Source organism: Micromonospora lacuserhaii (assembly GCF_036902735.1).
Taxonomy (GTDB): domain Bacteria; phylum Actinomycetota; class Actinomycetes; order Mycobacteriales; family Micromonosporaceae; genus Micromonospora.
The window spans coordinates 26,050-42,053 of record NZ_JBAKHO010000047.1; the positions used below are offsets into that span (position 1 = coordinate 26,050).

A 16,004-nucleotide genomic window follows, 5' to 3' on the forward strand; every position below is an offset into this window, starting at 1 on the left:
CTAGTTGATGAACCGCAGGTCGTTGAACCAGCCGGCGGCGACGGCCATCACGTAGAAGTCCGTGAGGGCCAGGGTGCCGAGGGTGATCCAGGCGAGCTGCATGTGTCGGACGTTCAACCAGGACACCCCCGTCCACGCCTTGTAGCGCACCGGGTGCTTCGAGAAGTGCTTCAGGCGGCCGCCGATGATGTGCCGGCAGGAGTGGCAGGAGATGGTGTACGCCCAGAGCATCACCACGTTGACGAGCAGGACGATGTTGCCCAGCCCGAACCCGAAGCCCTTGGGCGAGTGGAACGCGTAGATCGCGTCGTACGTGTTGATCAGCGAGATGATGGCGGCGGCGTAGAAGAAGTAGCGGTGCAGGTTCTGCCCGAGCAGCGGGAACCGGGTCTCGCCCGAGTACGCCTGGTGCCCGTCCGGAACGGCGCAGGCCGGCGGCGAGAGCCAGAACGACCGGTAGTACGCCTTGCGGTAGTAATAGCAGGTCAGCCGGAACAGCAGCAGGAACGGCAGGGTCAGCGCCGCGTCCGGGACGATCCACCAGCCGGGCAGGAAGCTGCCGAAGTGCGAGGAGCCCTCGGTGCACCGCTCGGTCACGCAGGGGGAGTAGAACGGGGTCAGGTAGTGGTACGCGTCGACCCAGTACCACTTGTGCATGAAGACCCGGACCGTCGCGTACGCCACCCAGGCGCTGAGTCCGATGACGGTGATCAGCGGGGCGAACCACCACCGGTCCGTACGCAACGTCTTCGCCGCGATCGCGGCGCGCGCCCGCGCCCCCCGCGGCTTCGTTGCCGTTGATGTCATTCCAGTCGTCTCCCTGACGGGGCCCTCGCGGGCGGCGGATCACGTTCCGGTCGGTCAGCGGACCGGTGGGACTGAGGTCCACTGCCACGTCTTTGCGCACACCAACGACCGCGCCGGCGAGACGGCGCAGCTAAGTGACACACGTTACGCCGATCTTCACGGCCAGGCCGCGCAACGCAGTGTCCCGTGTGTCCCGCAGGTTGGAAAGACCCGAACCATGATCAATATTCGGGAGCGATGAGTCGGGCGGCGGACGGCGGACGGCGACGGCGCGGCATGTGGTCGCGCGGCGCTACGAACTTGATGGCGAGAACGAATCACGCTTCCGGTGAGCGTGGCGCGGCGGCCGCTGATGCGGTCGGCGTTATCAAGTTCGTAGCGCCGCTGACCGTTGTGCCGGGCCCGGAGGCGCGGCCGGCCGAAAGAGGCCGGGCCGGCAAGGGGAGGAGTCGGGGCCGGCCGGGGGAGGTGGGGCCGGCCGGGAAAGGCGCGGCCGGCCGGGGGGAGGTGGGGGCCGGCTCAGCCGGACGCACCGCCGGTGAAGTTCCACGCCGCCAGCCGCAGCGCCGGGGCCTCCCACCACACGCCGTCCATCCGGTCCGGCTGGCGGACCGCCCGTCGGCCCAGGCCACGCACCGCGCCCGGTGCCAGCGCCCGGGGGTACGACTCGGTGAAGCGAAAGTCCCGGACCGCCCGGGTCGGCACGCCGTCCTCCACCAGCCACACCCCGTTGCGGGTCAGGCCGGTGATCACCAGGCTCTTCGGATCCAGCACCCGGGTGTACCAGAAGTCGCTGACCAGCAGGCCACGCTCCATCCCGGCGACCAGCGCGGCGGTGTCCGAGTCGGCCACCGCGCCGGCCACCCCGGTGCCGCTGCCGACTACCGCCCCGGCCCCGTCGTCCCTACCGGCGCCGCTCTCGTGGTCGGTCCCGGCGCCGGTCGCGCGGTCGGTCCCGGTGTCGGGCCGACCGTCGGCGGCGAGCAGCCGCAGGTTGTGCGGGATCGGGCCGAACGTGGACGCGCCGAGCATCCCGTGCCCGGTGGACGCAGCCCCCACCTCGGCGCCGCTGCGCCGGTCGTGGGCCACCGCCCGGGTGGTGCCCGCCGCCACCAGGGTCAGCGGCGCCCGGGCGGTGCCCTCCAGGTCGTACGGCAGGGTCGAGCCGTGCCGCGGATCGTCGACCAGGGTCACCGCCGGGTCGAACTGGGCCTCGCCCGGCGCGGCGAAGCTCTGCCGCTCGGCGTACCGCTTGCCGTTGAAGCCGAACCAGGCGAGATTCTGCAACAGGTCGGCCACGGCGGCCGGTTCGAGCACCACCTCGTAGCGACCAGGGGGCAGCTCGACCGGATCGGTCGCGGCTCGCGCCTTCGCCGCCGCCCGGGCGCCGAGAGCGGCGCCGTCGAGGTCGGCGAGCCGGTCGGCGCAGAAGCGGGCCACCCCGTCTGCGCCACCGGTCCGCGCGATGCCGTCCATCGCCGCCTCGACCGCCCGCCCGTGCGCCGAGTGCCCGGCCGAGTTGGCGAACGCCCCCGACCGGTACGACGTGCGGCAGTAGCCGGCCGTCTCCAGGCCGCCGGCCGCGTCCACGAAGGCGCGTACCCGGTCGGCCCGGGCGTCGGGCTCGGCGTACGCGGTGGCCTCGTCGAGGACGCCGTTGGACGGCACCGGCGACGGCGGGGTGAGGCCGGGCCAGGCCGGGTCGGGTGGGCAGAGCCGGGCCGCGGTGAGCGTCCGCTCGACCAGGGCGCGCAGCCCGTCCGGGTCGACCAGGCTGCTGCCGCCGGCGGCCGTCCGCCCGTCGACGTGCAGCCGCAGCCGGACACCCACGCCGGTCTCGGCGACGTTCTGGTGGATGGCCGAGTTGGCGAACCGGGTCAGCGCCAGGTCGTGCCGGGTCACCACCACCTCGGCCTGCGCCCCCGCCCCGGCGAGCCGGTGGACCAGCTCCACCACCCGGCCGGCGATCTCCAGCTCGGTCACGGCCCTTCCCCTCACATCGCTCATGCCGGCACTCCGCTGCGCTCCGTGCCGTCATGAGGCACCACCGCGCCGGGCCTGATGATTCGCTCGCTCCGCTCGCTCATGCCCGCACCCCCACCCGGACGTTGCGGAAGCGGGCCGGCGCGGACGGGTGGCCGGTGTGCCCGACCTGGCCGGGCTGGCCCTTGCCGCAGTTCGGCGTGCCCCAGGGGACGATCTCGGACGAGAGCATGTCCATCGAGCGCCAGAAGAGCGGGCCGATCCCGGTGTAGGTGGGGTTGCGCAGCATCCGGCCGCGCCTGCCGTTCTTCACCTCCCAGCCGATCTCGCAGCCGAACTGGAAGTTGAGCCGCTTGTCGTCGATCGACCAGGAACGGTTGACGTCCATCAGCACCCCGTCGTCCGTCGCGGCGACGATCTCGTCCAGGGTGTGCGGCCCGGGCTCCAGGCCGACGTTGGTCATCCGCACCATCGGCAGGCGCGCCCAGCCGTCGGCCCGTACGCTGCCGCCGTGGTCCAGGCCCGCGACGGCGGCCGAGTCCCGGCCGGCGAGCACGCCCACCCAGCGCCCCTCGCGGACCGCGTCCCGCTTCACCGCGGGGGAGCCCTCGTCGTCGAAGCCGAAGCTGCCGAGCGCGCCGGGGATGGTCGGGTCGATGGTGACGTTCATCAGCTCGGAGCCGTACCGCAGCGACCCGAGCTGGGTCAGGTCCAGCCAGGACGTGCCGGCGAAGGCGGCCTCCCAGCCGAGGATCCGGTCGAGCTCGATGGCGTGCCCGACCGACTCGTGGATCTGGAGGGCGAGTTGCTCGCCGCCGAGGATCAGGTCGGTCTCGCCGGCGGGGCACTCGGGCGCCGTCAGCAGCGCCCGCGACTCCTCGGCGATCCGGGCCGCGTGCGCGGCCAGGTCCAGCGACTCGACCAGCTCCCAGCCGGTGGTGCCGTACTGGCCGCGGTAGCTGGGCCAGGACCGGCGCTGGGTCTCGCCGTCGCCGATCGAGGTGGCCGAGATGCCGCCGCCGCACTCGCGGATCCGCTGGTCGATCCGGTGCCCCTCGCTGGAGACGAACCACTTGCCGGTGTCCCAGATCTGGTAGAGCCCCTCGGCCAGGTCCGCGCCGTGCTCCCGCATCGTGCCGGTGGCCCGGACCAGCAGGTCGCCCTTGTCGGACAGGGCCACGCCGAGCGGGTCGATCTCGCAGCCGGAGGCCCAGCTCGCCACGGCCGGCTCGACCGGCACCAGGTCGATCGGCGGGCCGGGGACCCGCGCGCTCGCGGTGGCGATCGCCGCAGCGCGCCGGCCGGCGTCGCGGGCCGCGGCGTCCGACAGCTCGGGTACGGCGTGGAAGCCCCAGCTCGACCCGACCAGCGCCCGCACACCCAGCCCGATGCTCTCGTTCTGGGCCAGCTCCTCGATCGCGCCGTTGCGCGCCGACATCGACTCGTAGCGGCGGTGCATCACCCGAGCGTCCGCGTACCGGGCGCCCGCGTCGAGCGCGGCCTGTACGGCGGCGGACGCCGCGTCGAACTCCGTCATGCGCCCGACCCTAGGCGAGCCGACCGACATCCGTCAGGGGACGAGATCCTCCGGCCGGATCGTGGCCCGGACGGGCTCGGTCAGCTCCAACGTCTCGCCGCGCTTGGTGGTGGACTGTTCCGCGTAGTTGCGACCCCGCCGGCGGTAGAGGCGCAGGGTGCCGGTCTCCTGCTCCACCAACAGGTACCACTCGATGCCGGCAGCCGCGTAGTAGTGCATCTTGAGCACTTTGTCGGTGGCCGCGTTGCTCGGCGAGATGATCTCGCAGATGAGAAGGACGTCAGCGGCCTCGATCATGAGTTCATCCAGGTCGACCGGTGCGGTGATGACGAGGTCGGGAACAGGGACGCGGCCCGGCCTGAGCCGGACGTTCACCGCCTCCAGGAGCTCCACTCCGGCGGTCTCCGCCGAGGCTTCGAGGATGTTGCCCAACTTGCGCGAGATGCGCTGGTGCCGTGGGGTGAGGGCTGGGGTCACGTGGAGGCTCCCGTCGAAGAGTTCGACGCGTTGCTGCGTCGCGCCGAGGGCGAGGTACTCCTCTTCGGTCCACGGTCCGTCGTGGTCGAACACCGCTGCGGTCATGGTCACCTCCACCTCGTCCGGCGGGAATGCTCCCGTGGTCGCCGGTCACATGGTCGCACCTGACGTGCGACAGGGTGGGAAGGCGGCCGTCAAGTTTTCGCGGTGAACGTCCAGGTGAGGACTGTTCATGGCCGATGCCGACTCGTTACGCTGTGGCCCGCTGACAGCTCCCGCCTTGTAGCTTATTTTCACCCTCGTGGGTTTGTTGTAGGTTCTCTACAACCCGAGGGAGGCGGTCGTGGACAGTCCGGAACCAGCGCCGTCCGGGCCGTCGGACGACCGTCCCGACGTGCCGGAGCAGCGCCCCGCCGACAGCCCGTACCTGCGGGTGCGTGACCTGCGGGTGCGCTTCGACACCGAGGATGGCGTGGTGCGCGCGGTCGACGGGGTCTCCTTCACGGTGGAGCGAGGCCGCACCCTCGGCATCGTCGGCGAGTCCGGCTCAGGCAAGAGCGTCACCTCGCTAGCCATCCTCGGCCTGCACAACGCCCAGCGGACCACCATTACCGGGGAGATCTCCCTCGGCGGCCGCCAGCTGGTCGGCCTCCCCGAGGAGGAGGTACGCCGGCTGCGGGGCCGGGACATGGCGATGATCTTTCAGGACCCGCTGTCTGCGCTGCACCCGTACTACACCGTCGGGAAGCAGATCGCCGAGGCGTACCGGGTGCACCATCCGCGGGCCGGGAGACGGGAGGCCCGTACCCGGGCGGTAAACATGCTGGGTCGGGTCGGCATCCCGCAGCCGGCGAAGCGGTTCGACCAGTACCCGCACGAGTTCTCCGGTGGCATGCGGCAGCGGGCGATGATCGCGATGGCCCTGGTCAACGACCCGGACCTGCTGATCGCCGACGAGCCGACCACCGCGCTGGACGTGACGGTGCAGGCGCAGATCCTGGATCTGCTCGCCGACCTCCAGGCCGAGTTCCACTCGGCGATCATCCTGATTACCCACGACCTGGGCGTGGTCTCCCAGGTGGCCGACGACGTGCTGGTGATGTACGGGGGCCGGGCGGTGGAGCGGGGGAGTGTGCAGGAGGTGCTGCGGCGGCCGCAGCATCCGTACACCTGGGGGTTGCTCTCCAGCGTGCCGTCGTTGCACGGCGACGCGGATGCGGACCTGCTGCCGATCCCCGGCAACCCGCCCTCGCTGATCAACCTGCCGTCGGGCTGCGCGTTCCATCCGCGTTGCCGGTACGCCGACCGCAACGGTGACCGGTCGTCCATCGAGGTTCCGGAGCTGCGGAAGGGGGGCGGCCCCGGTCACCTGGTCGCCTGTCATCTCTCCGCCGACGAGCGGACCCTGCTCTACGCGGAGGACGTCGCACAGGTGGGGGTGGCTCGGTGAGCGTTGAGGTCGAGACCGCGCCGACGGGCGCCGACGAGCCGCTGCTGCGGGTGCGGGGGCTGACCAAGCACTTCCCGGTGCGCAGCGGGTTCCGCGCCAAGGGGCTGGTGCGGGCGGTCGACGGGCTGGACTTCGAGGTGCGGCCGGGGGAGACCCTGGGCCTGGTCGGGGAGTCCGGCTGCGGCAAGACCACCACCGGGCGGATGCTGGTGCGGCTGCTGGAACCCACCGCCGGGTCGATCGAGTTCGCGGGGCGGGACATCACCCACGCGGGGCGGCGGGAGCTGCGCCCGCTGCGGCAGGACCTCCAGATCATCTTCCAGGACCCGTACGCGTCGTTGAACCCGCGCCACACGGTCGGTCGAATCGTGGCGATGCCGTTGCAGGTCAACGGGATCACCCCGCCCGGCGGGGTGAAGAAGCGGGTGCAGGAGCTCCTCGAACTGGTCGGGCTCAACCCGGAGCACTACAACCGGTACCCGCACGAGTTCTCCGGCGGGCAGCGGCAGCGCATCGGCATCGCGCGGGCGCTGGCGCTGCGGCCGAAGCTGATCGTCGCCGACGAGCCGGTCTCGGCGTTGGACGTCTCCATCCAGGCGCAGGTGGTGAACCTGCTGCGGGACCTACAACGCGAGCTCGACCTGGCGTTCGTGTTCATCGCCCACGACCTGGCCGTGGTGCGGCACTTCTGTCAGCGCGTCGCGGTGATGTACCTCGGCAAGATCGTGGAGATCGGCGACCGGGCGGACATCTACGAGCGGCCGCAGCACCCGTACACCCGGGCCCTGCTCTCGGCGATCCCGGACGTGACGGCGTTCGGGCCGGGCGGGCGGATCCGGCTCACCGGGGACGTCCCGACGCCGCTGGACCCGCCCTCGGGCTGCCGGTTCCGGACCCGCTGCTGGAAGGCGCAGGACGTCTGCGCCGCTGAGGAGCCGGCGCTGGTACCCCGCGACGGCGGCAACCCGGCCACGGCGTGCCACTTCCCGGAGTCGGGTCCCGTGGGCGCGAGCCCGGCCGTCGACCCGGTGGTCGAGGTCGTGGCCGTCACGCCGGCCGGTACGGGCGGCGAGGCGGGCTCCACGGACGCGGGCGTCGAGGAGGTGTCGAGATGAGCATGTCCCCGGTGGAGGGCGTGGCGCTGGCCGAGATCGAGTCGGGCGGCGGCGCCGACGCGCCGAAGGAGAAGGGCTTCGTCGGCCGGTCGCCCGGGCAGCTCGCCTGGATCCGGCTGCGCCGCGACCGCACGGCGATGGTCAGCGGCGCGATGCTGGTCTTCTTCGTGCTGGTGGCGCTCGCCGCGCCGGTGGTCGAGATGCTGTACGGGATCGGCCCGCGCGAACAGTTCCAGAACATGCTGGACGGCTTCGGCATGCCGCTCGGCTACGCCGGTGGCGTGTCGGGGAACCACTTCTTCGGGCTGGAGCCCGGCCTCGGCCGGGACATCTTCATCCGGCTCGCCTACGGCCTGCGTACCTCGCTGCTCATCGCCTTCGCGGCGGCGGTCATCTCCGCGGCCCTCGGCATCGCGCTCGGGGCGGTGGCCGGCTACCTCGGTGGCTGGATCGACGCGGTGATCAACTGGGTCACCGACCTGACCCTGGCCATGCCCTTCCTGATCATCGCGCTGGCCCTGACCCCCACCCTGACGTTGCGTTTCTACGGCGAGCGGGAGGCGGTCTCGCCGGCCTTCGGGGTCGCGGTGCTGATCGCCGTCTTCGCGATCTTCGGCTGGACGAGCACGGCCCGACTGGTCCGCGGGCAGGTGATCGCGCTGCGCGAGCGGGAGTTCGTGGAGGCGGCCAGGGCCAGCGGCGCCGGTCTCGGGCACATGCTCTTCCGGCAGCTGCTGCCGAACATCTGGGCACCGATCCTGGTGTCGTTCTCCCTCGCGGTGCCGCAGTTCATCACCAGCGAGGCGGCACTGTCGTTCATCGGTGTCGGCCTGACCGAGGAGACGCCGAGCTTCGGCCGGATGATCTACGAGAGCCTGGACTACCTCCAGACCGATCCCGCGTTCGTCTTCTTCCCCGGCATCACGATCTTCGCGCTCGTGCTCGCGTTCAACCTCTTCGGCGACGCGCTGCGCGACGCGCTCGACCCGAAGTCGTCCCGGTAGGGGGTTCGGATGGCGCGCTTCCTGATCAAGCGGATCTTCTCCGCGTTGCTCACCCTGTTCGCGGTGAGCGTGCTGACCTTCCTGATGTTCTTCGCGCTGCCCCGGGACCCGGTCAGCGGCATGTGCCCGAAGAACTGCAATCCCGAGCGGCTGGAGCGCGTGCGTCAGGAGCTGGGCCTGCGGGACCCGCTGGTCACCCAGTACGCCGGCTACATGAAGGGCATCGTCACCGGCCGGGACCTGGGCAGCGCCCAGGGCGGCCGGTGCGACGCGCCCTGCCTCGGCTGGTCGTACGTCAACAACGAGGCGGTGCTGGACACCATCACCCGGGTGCTGCCGGTGACGCTGAGCATCGTGATCCCGGCGGCGATCCTCTGGCTGCTGCTCGGCGTCGGCCTCGGCATGGTCTCCGCGCTGCGCCGCGGCACCTGGCTGGACCGGGCCGCCATCGGCTTCTCGCTGACCGGGGCCTCCCTCCAGCTCTACTTCGTCGGCGCGGTGCTGCTGCTGCTCTTCGTCTACAACCTGCGCTGGCTGCCGGTGCCCAGCTACACCTCGGTCTTCGACGATCCGGTGCGCTGGGCCAGCGGTCTCGTCCTCGCCTGGCTGGCGCTCGCCTTCCTCTTCTCCGCGATCTACGCCCGACTGTCGAGGGCGCAGATGCTGGAGACGCTCTCGGAGGACTTCGTCCGCACCGCCCGCGCCAAGGGCCTGGCCAAACCGAAGGTGTACGGGCGGCACGCGCTGCGCGCGGCGATCACCCCGGTGGTCACCATCGCGGGCCTGGACGTCGGCGCGGCCCTGGGCGGCACGGTGATCACCGAGACCACCTTCGGTATCCAGGGGCTGGGGCGGACCGCGGTCGAGGCGGTCCGCGCTGGTGACCTGCCCATGATCATGGCGACCGTGCTGATCTCGGCGGTCTTCGTGGTGCTGGCCAACGTCCTGGTGGATCTGCTCTACGCCGCCATCGACCCCCGGGTCCGCCTGGGCTGACGCCGCACTCCGGCCGCCCGGCCGGAGTGCGGCGTCAGTCGGTCGGACGACGGTGAAATTTATCGACAACTGTTACACAACTCGTAGGTTTTCTTCTTTACGATCCTCGGGACGCCGGCGGTTTCCGCCCGGCGGACCGGGTGGAGGAGGTAGGAGATGCGACCACGCGTGGCGGCCGCCGCAGGCGGCGCGATCGCACTGGTTGTGGCACTGGGTGCCTGCTCGAAGAACACGGGCGAGGGCACCACGGTGGACACGAACCGGCAGCAGACCGGGGTCATCGCAACCGACCCGAAGGACTCGATGGGTCCGGCGGCCGAGGTGGACGGCGCCCAGAAGGGTGGCACCTTCACCATCATCCGGGAGACCCCCATCTCCCACCTGGACCCGCAGCGGACGTACTCGTTCGCCGGCCTGATGGCCTCGCCACTCTTCGCCCGCTACCTGACCACGTGGAAGGACGACGGCAAGGGCGGCCTGGTCCTCGTCGGTGACCTGGCGGAGACGCCGGGCACCAACGTGAACAACGACTGCAAGGTCTGGGAATTCAAGATCAAGGACGGGGTCAAGTTCGAGGACGGCAGCCCGATCACCTCCAAGGAGATCGCGTACGGCATCGCCCGCTCGTTCGACCCGGACCTCTCCGGCGGCCCGACCTACATCCAGGAGTGGCTCGCCGACAGTGCGCAGTTCGACACCAAGTGGAACTTCAAGGCCAACAAGACCTCGCTCCCGCCGGGCTTGACCACTCCGGACCCGAAGACCCTGCGCTTCGAGTTCGCCAAGCCCCGCTGTGACCTGCCGTTCGCGGTCTCGCTGCCGACCACCGCGCCGCTGAGGGCCGACAAGGACACCGGCGTCAACCTGGACAACCAGCCGTTCTCATCCGGGCCGTACAAGATCGCCAAGAACCAGGTGGGCGTCCAGATCACCCTGGACCGCAACTCGAACTGGGACCCGAAGACCGACCCGGTACGCCACCAGTACCCGGACCAGTTCGTCTGGAGCTTCGGCCCGACCGCCGATGCCGCGAACAACCGGGTGATCGCCGACAACGGCGCCGACCAGAGCGCCATCGCCTGGAACTATGTGCCCGCCTCGCTGGTCGCCAAGGTCGCCAACGACCCGGCGCTCAAGCAGCGCAGCATCCTCTCCCCGACGCCGAGCGCCAACCAGCTCGTCATCAACACCCAGCGGGTCAAGGACCTGAAGGTCCGCCAGGCGCTCAACTACGCCATCGACCGGGACGGCCTGATCAAGGCGCTCGGTGGACAGACGGTCGCCTCGCCGCTGACCACGCTGATGCCGCCGGCCACCATCGGCTACAAGGCGTACGAGGCGTACCCGGCGGGCGCGAACGGCAACGTCGACAAGGCCAAGGAACTGCTCGGCGGCCAGACCCCGGAGCTGGTTCTCGGCGCCGCCGACAGCTCGACCGAGCAGCAGATGGCCACCCAGCTCAAGGGCAACCTGGAGCGGGCCGGCTTCAAGATCACAATCCGGAACATCCCGGACGATGCCAAGCTCGACGAGGTCAAGAAGAAGAACAACCCCTGGGACCTGTACATCGGAAACTGGGCGGCGGACTGGCCGAGTGGCGCCTCGATCCTGCCGGTGCTCTACGACGGCCGTACCATCAAGGCCGAGGGCAACAGCAACAGCTCGTACCTCAACGACCCCGCGATCAACGCCGAGTTCGACCGGGTCCTGGCACTACCCCCGGCCGAGCAGGGCCCGGAGTGGGCCAAGCTCGATGAGCGGATCATGAAGGACCTGGCGCCCGTCGTGCCGCTCTTCGTCGACGTGGCCTACGCCGTGCACGGCTCCAAGGCCGGTGGGGTCTTCATCTCCAGCGTCTTCGGGTACCCGTCCTTCGTGAACGCGCACGTCAAGCAGTAGACCCGCGCCACGGACAGGCCCCCGGTCGACAGCGTCGTCGGCCGGGGGCCTCCGTGTGTCAGAGGTGCCGGCGGAGAAAGTCCAGCTCCAGCCGGAGCAGCCGCTCCGAGAGCCCGCCGGCGGCCATGTGGCTGGCCCCGGTCAACGGCAGCACCGCGTGCGGGCGCCCGGTGGACAGCAGCGCCGCCGAGAGCCGCAGGGTGTGCGCGGCCACCACGTTGTCGTCCGCCAGCCCGTGCACCAGCAGCAACGGCCGGGCCTGCTCCGGGCCCACCACCGGCTCGGCGGCCAGCTCCACCAGCGAATGGTGGCCGTAGACGTCGATCCCGTCGTCCGGCATGCCCAGGTAGCGCTCGCTGTAGGCGGTGTCGTAGAGGTGCCAGTCGGTGACCGGGGCGCCGGCGATCCCGCACCGGAACAGCTCCGGGTGGCGCAGCACCGCCAGCCCGGCCAGCCAGCCGCCGAACGACCAGCCCCGGATCGCCACCCGGTTCAGGTCCAGGTCCGGGTGCTTGCCGGCCAGGGCGGTCAGCGCGTCCACCTGGTCGGCCAGGATCACGTCCGCCAGCCGCCGGTGGATCGCCTTCTCGAACGACGGGGCGATCCCCGGGGTGCCCCGGTTGTCGATCGTCACCACCGCGAAGCCCGACTCGGCCCACCACTGCCGCTCCAGCCACGCCGACCGGGCCGCCACCACCTCCTGGTGCCCCGGGCCGCCGTAGACGTCGAGCAGCACCGGCAACCGGGTGCCCTTGACGTGGTCGGTCGGGTAGAGCACCGCGGTCGGCAGCCGCCGGTCGGTCACCCGCACCATCATCGGCCGCGGGGCGTACGGCGGCACGGCGGCCAGCGTTCGGAGCTGGCCCACCTCGCGGTCGCCCCGCCACACCGACCAGCGGATGCCCGGATCGTCCAGCGACGCGGTGCCGACCACCAGCACGTCCCCGCCCACGGCGGCCGTGTGCCAGCCGGGGGTGCTGCTCATCCGCCGGGCGTCCACGCCGCCGCCGATCGCCGTCCGCACCCGGTACAGGTGGCGCTGGCTCGGCTCGCCCTCGCTCGCCTCGACCAGCAGGTCGGCCGGCCCGCCGCCGGTGGGCAGCCGGCCCACCACCCGGCGTACGTAGAGCGACGGCGGGGTGAGCAGCGTCCCGTCCGCGAAGAGGCATCGGGCGTCGTACCCGTCGTGGGCCAGCTCCCCGCCGACCAGCACCCGGCCGTCCGGCAGGTGCGCCGGCGTACCCGGGATCGGTTCCACCCAGCGGGGATCGGCCAGCTCGGCGTGCACCTGGGTCTCGCCGGTGCGCGGGTCGATGGCCAGCACCAGGCCGTGCTGCTGCGAGCGGCGCAACACGGTGATCAGCGGGCCGCCGTCGGCCCAGTCCACCGACGCCAGGTACGGGTAGGTCTCGCGGTCCCAGTGCACGTCGACCCAGCCGTCGTCGAGGTCGAGCAGGTGCAGGCTGACCTCCGCGTTCGGGCCACCGGCCCGGGGGTACGCGACGCTGGTCGGCGGGCTCGCCGGGTCGGCCGGGTCGTGCAGGTGCCAGCGCGGGACCCGCGACTCGTCCACCCGCGCCGCCAGCACCGTCCGGCCGTCCGGCGCCCACCAGTAGCCGCGGAAGCGGTCGAACTCCTCGGCCGCGACGTGCTCGGCCAGCCCCCAGGTCACCCCCGCCTCCTCGCCGGCCAGCAGGGTGTCGGTGCCGTCGGCCTCGACCACCCGCAGCTGGCCCCGGCGGACCCCCTCGGCCGCGTCGGTGACGTACGCCAGCCGCTCCCCGGTCGGGTCGGGTCGCGGGTCGACCACCGGCCCGACGGTGGCCACCTCGACCACGTCGCCGTGCACCAGGTCGGCCCGGAACAGCCGCCCGGCCAGCGGGAAGACCGCCACCCGGCCGGCCGCGTCCAACGCGTACGAGCCGATGCCGGCGGCGCTCAGTCGCAGTCGCTCGCGCAGCGCCCGCTCGCCCGGGGCGAGCGCCGCCGAATCGGCGTCCGCGCCGAGCAGCACCGCCGGGTCGGCGATCAACCGCTCCTCGCCGGTGGCGACCTCCAGCGACCAGAGCGCGTCCGCCGGGTCGTCCGGTCCGCCCGAGCGGAGGAAGACCACCCGGGAACCGTCGTCGGCCACGGAAACGGCGCGCGGCGCCCCGTGGCTGAACCGACGGGTACGGGCGGCCAGCTCGGGAAAGTCCACAGCTCGGATCGTAGAGCGGCGTCGGGCGTGATGTGGCCGACCTGGGCGGACGCGTCAGGCTCGGGGAAAGGGACCGCCGGTTAGAGTGACGGTCGTGACGACCCTGCCCGATCGACGCCTTCTGCTGGTCCACGCGCACCCGGACGACGAGTCCATCGGCACCGGTTCGACGATGGCCCACTACGCCGCCGACGGCGCGCACGTCACGCTGGTGACCTGCACCCTCGGCGAGGAGGGCGAGATCCACGTGCCGGAGCTGGCGCAGCTCGCCGCGGCGGAGGCCGACCAGCTCGGCGGCTTCCGGATCGGGGAGCTGGCCACCGCCTGCGCCGCGCTCGGCGTCACCGACCACCGCTTCCTCGGCGGCGCCGGCCGCTACCGCGACTCCGGCATGATGGGGCTGGCCACCAACGAGCACCCCCGCGCCTTCTGGCAGGCCGACCTCGACGAGGCCGCCGGGCACCTGGTGGAGATCATGCGCGAGGTGCGCCCCCAGGTCCTGATCACGTACGACCCGAACGGCTTCTACGGCCACCCGGACCACATCCAGGCCCACCGGGTGGCGATGCGGGCGGTCGAGTTGGCCGACGCCGAGGGGTTCGCCCCGGCCAAGGTCTACTGGACGGCCATGCCGCGCAGCGTCCTCGAGGCCGGCATCAGCCACTTCACCGAGTCGTCGGACAACCCCTTCGACGGCATCGACAGCGTCGACGAGCTCCCCTTCGGCACCCCGGACGACGGGATCGCCGCCCGGATCGACGCCACCGATCAGCACGCCGCCAAGGAGGCGGCGATGCGCGCGCACGCCACCCAGATCCCCGCCACCTCCTGGCTCTACTCGATCGCCGGCAACTTCGGCGCCGAGTTCATGGGCGTGGAGTACTTCACCCTGGCGGTGGGGGAGAAGGGCCCGGGCTTCGGCCCGTACGGCTGGGAGGACGACCTGTTCGCCGGGCTGGCCGCGGCCGGGTCGGAGCGCTCCCCGGTCGCTGCGGCCGGGCTGCGGTGACCCTACCCACCGCGCCGATGCCGCTGATCGATGAGGAGACCGTCACGCCGTCCCCGGGCCGGGGCGAGCGGTTGCTCGACCTCGCCCTGCGGGTGGTCGGAGGGCTGGTCTCCGTTCTCGGCGGGGTGCTCGCCGCGCTGCTCGGCCTGCTGCTCTCCACCGTCCGGGTGGGTGGGCAGCTGATCGGGGTGTCCGTGCTGGTCACCATCGGCGCGGCGATCGCGCTGAGCTGGTTCGCGTACGCGACGGTCGGCCGGAAGTGGGCGGTGGCGCTGCCCGCGCTGCCCTGGTTCGCGCTGATGGCGGTGGCGGCGGTCCGGACCGCCGAGGGTGACCTGCTCGTCTCCGGCGACAACTGGGTCGGGCTCGCCATGATCACCACGGGGGCGATGACCTTCGCGGTGATGGCCTTCCGGCAGATCCTCGGCCCGCCGCAACGTCGTCACGACGGGTGATGACGACACACAGGTAACGGTGGTACATATTCCTGCGAGAAGGCCCGCCGCCGGGGCGGGCGGTACGGCAGGAGACGTGCGATGACGAATCGGTGGCGCGCGGTCGGTGTGCTCGCGGGAGCGCTGTTCGCGGTCAACGTGGTGGCCCGGGTGATCGCCAAGCTCGGCTTCGACGGCGACGACACCGCCACCGACCGGGTGTCGTTCGGCATGTTCCTGGTGGTCGGGCTGATCCTCGCGGTGGTCGTCTTCCGGGAGGGGCGGACCCGCCCGGTCGGGCGCTGGGCCGCCGACGTGGCCGCCGCGGTGGCGGTTGCCCTGGCACTGACCGTGCTGGTCGGTCCGCTGCTGGTCGGCGACAACCCGTTCGGTGGCGGCGCCGGCCTCTTCTTCGCCCAGATCTGGCTCTACCTCGCCGCCGCCCTGGCCGGGGTGGCCGTCGGCTACCTGGTGCTCACCGCGCTCGGCCGCGACCACCGCTCGCAGATGCTCAAGCGGTACGCCGAGATCAAGGCGGCCAAGCCGCGCCGCGTCGTCCGCCGCTGACCCGTCCGACCCGGGGCGCGCTCTGCACACCCGTTCCTCAGTGCGGGGCGACCCGGGTCAGGTACGTGTGGTGGGTGGTGAATCCCAGCCCCCGGTAGAGCGCCACCGCGGCGGTGTTGCGCTGCTCGACCTGGAGGAAGGCGTGCGACGCCCCCTCCGCCACCGCCCAGCCGACCAGCGCCCGGATCACCCGACCGGCCAGCCCTCGGCGACGCGCCTGCGGCACCACCTCGATCAGACTGAGCCCGAGCCACCGTCCCTCGCCCGTGACGGTGCCCCGGCCGATCGCGACCAGCGTGCCGTCGACGTACACGTGGGCGAAGCGGACCCGGTCCACGGCGGTGAGCACGTGACGGGCGGCCTCCGGGAGACCGCCCTTGCGGCCCGCGGCCACCGCGAGCCAGTCCTCGGACGGCGCGGCGGCCAGCCCGACCGGCGGCGCGCCGGCGGGCGTCGGTGGCGCCGCGGTGGCGCTGCTCGCCGGTTTCCTGCCGCTGTCGGCCCTGGCCGACCTGGTCAGCATCGG

The 16,004-nt window shown here is 71.9% G+C and carries 14 protein-coding genes; 8 read left to right on the top strand and 6 right to left on the bottom strand.

Features of this window, described 5'->3' with window-relative positions; genetic code table 11:
* The 4 genes from V6U81_RS23320 to V6U81_RS23335 form a co-directional block, all read right to left on the bottom strand.
* On the bottom strand, positions 1-807 hold the full coding sequence (locus tag V6U81_RS23320) for a hypothetical protein (protein WP_334492114.1): 807 nt from the start codon (positions 805-807) through the stop codon (positions 1-3).
* Positions 808-1,326: 519 nt separating this feature from the next.
* Complete coding sequence (locus V6U81_RS23325; protein WP_334492116.1) at positions 1,327-2,814, bottom strand: TldD/PmbA family protein; 1,488 nt, start codon at positions 2,812-2,814, stop codon at positions 1,327-1,329.
* Positions 2,815-2,890: 76 nt separating this feature from the next.
* Positions 2,891-4,327, bottom strand: a complete 1,437-nt coding sequence (locus tag V6U81_RS23330; protein WP_334492118.1) for a TldD/PmbA family protein — start codon at positions 4,325-4,327, stop codon at positions 2,891-2,893.
* A gap of 33 nt (positions 4,328-4,360) precedes the next feature.
* The gene (locus tag V6U81_RS23335; RefSeq protein WP_334492120.1) at positions 4,361-4,909 is read right to left on the bottom strand and encodes a Uma2 family endonuclease; all 549 of its coding nucleotides are present in this window, start codon (positions 4,907-4,909) and stop codon (positions 4,361-4,363) included.
* A gap of 289 nt (positions 4,910-5,198) precedes the next feature.
* On the opposite strand from V6U81_RS23335, the gene V6U81_RS23340 reads away from it, so the two are divergent.
* The 5 genes from V6U81_RS23340 (at position 5,199) to V6U81_RS23360 (ending at position 11,268) form a co-directional block, all read left to right on the top strand.
* Positions 5,199-6,254: an ABC transporter ATP-binding protein gene (locus V6U81_RS23340; RefSeq protein ID WP_334492142.1), complete on the top strand. Its 1,056-nt coding sequence runs from the start codon at positions 5,199-5,201 to the stop codon at positions 6,252-6,254.
* Positions 6,251-7,369, top strand: coding sequence for an ABC transporter ATP-binding protein (locus V6U81_RS23345; RefSeq protein ID WP_334492122.1), 1,119 nt, complete (start codon positions 6,251-6,253; stop codon positions 7,367-7,369). The genes V6U81_RS23340 and V6U81_RS23345 overlap by 4 nt, the downstream gene beginning before the upstream one ends.
* Positions 7,366-8,373, top strand: a complete 1,008-nt coding sequence (locus V6U81_RS23350; protein ID WP_334492124.1) for an ABC transporter permease — start codon at positions 7,366-7,368, stop codon at positions 8,371-8,373. Before V6U81_RS23345 ends, V6U81_RS23350 begins: the two co-directional genes overlap by 4 nt.
* A gap of 9 nt (positions 8,374-8,382) precedes the next feature.
* Positions 8,383-9,369 carry an ABC transporter permease gene (locus tag V6U81_RS23355; protein WP_334492126.1) on the top strand — a complete coding sequence of 329 codons (987 nt, stop codon included), beginning with the start codon at positions 8,383-8,385 and terminating at the stop codon, positions 9,367-9,369.
* Positions 9,370-9,525: 156 nt separating this feature from the next.
* Positions 9,526-11,268: an ABC transporter substrate-binding protein gene (locus V6U81_RS23360; protein ID WP_334492128.1), complete on the top strand. Its 1,743-nt coding sequence runs from the start codon at positions 9,526-9,528 to the stop codon at positions 11,266-11,268.
* Between the two features lie 58 nt (positions 11,269-11,326).
* Here V6U81_RS23360 and V6U81_RS23365 read toward each other — a convergent pair whose 3' ends face one another.
* The gene (locus tag V6U81_RS23365) at positions 11,327-13,468 is read right to left on the bottom strand and encodes a prolyl oligopeptidase family serine peptidase (protein WP_334492130.1); all 2,142 of its coding nucleotides are present in this window, start codon (positions 13,466-13,468) and stop codon (positions 11,327-11,329) included.
* A gap of 85 nt (positions 13,469-13,553) precedes the next feature.
* On the opposite strand from V6U81_RS23365, the gene mshB reads away from it, so the two are divergent.
* The 3 genes from mshB to V6U81_RS23380 all read left to right on the top strand — a co-directional run bounded on the left by mshB (position 13,554) and on the right by V6U81_RS23380 (position 15,478).
* Positions 13,554-14,477, top strand: a complete 924-nt coding sequence (mshB, locus tag V6U81_RS23370) for an N-acetyl-1-D-myo-inositol-2-amino-2-deoxy-alpha-D-glucopyranoside deacetylase (protein WP_334492132.1) — start codon at positions 13,554-13,556, stop codon at positions 14,475-14,477.
* A gap of 17 nt (positions 14,478-14,494) precedes the next feature.
* Positions 14,495-14,932, top strand: a complete 438-nt coding sequence (locus V6U81_RS23375) for a hypothetical protein (protein ID WP_334492134.1) — start codon at positions 14,495-14,497, stop codon at positions 14,930-14,932.
* A gap of 81 nt (positions 14,933-15,013) precedes the next feature.
* Positions 15,014-15,478 carry a hypothetical protein gene (locus V6U81_RS23380; RefSeq protein WP_334492136.1) on the top strand — a complete coding sequence of 155 codons (465 nt, stop codon included), beginning with the start codon at positions 15,014-15,016 and terminating at the stop codon, positions 15,476-15,478.
* Between the two features lie 37 nt (positions 15,479-15,515).
* Here the strand turns inward: V6U81_RS23380 and V6U81_RS23385 are convergent.
* Positions 15,516-16,004: GNAT family N-acetyltransferase (locus V6U81_RS23385; RefSeq protein ID WP_334492138.1), on the bottom strand; the 489-nt coding region annotated here is incomplete at its 5' end.

Coding starts and splice junctions, on each gene's coding strand:
- V6U81_RS23330 (WP_334492118.1), bottom strand. CDS start 4,327: ATGACGGAGTTCGACGCGGCGTCCGCCGCCGTACAGGCCGCGCTCGAC.
- V6U81_RS23360 (WP_334492128.1), top strand. CDS start 9,526: ATGCGACCACGCGTGGCGGCCGCCGCAGGCGGCGCGATCGCACTGGTT.
- V6U81_RS23320 (WP_334492114.1), bottom strand. CDS start 807: ATGACATCAACGGCAACGAAGCCGCGGGGGGCGCGGGCGCGCGCCGCG.
- V6U81_RS23325 (WP_334492116.1), bottom strand. CDS start 2,814: ATGAGCGATGTGAGGGGAAGGGCCGTGACCGAGCTGGAGATCGCCGGC.
- V6U81_RS23380 (WP_334492136.1), top strand. CDS start 15,014: ATGACGAATCGGTGGCGCGCGGTCGGTGTGCTCGCGGGAGCGCTGTTC.
- V6U81_RS23375 (WP_334492134.1), top strand. CDS start 14,495: ATGCCGCTGATCGATGAGGAGACCGTCACGCCGTCCCCGGGCCGGGGC.
- V6U81_RS23335 (WP_334492120.1), bottom strand. CDS start 4,909: ATGACCGCAGCGGTGTTCGACCACGACGGACCGTGGACCGAAGAGGAG.
- V6U81_RS23355 (WP_334492126.1), top strand. CDS start 8,383: ATGGCGCGCTTCCTGATCAAGCGGATCTTCTCCGCGTTGCTCACCCTG.
- V6U81_RS23350 (WP_334492124.1), top strand. CDS start 7,366: ATGAGCATGTCCCCGGTGGAGGGCGTGGCGCTGGCCGAGATCGAGTCG.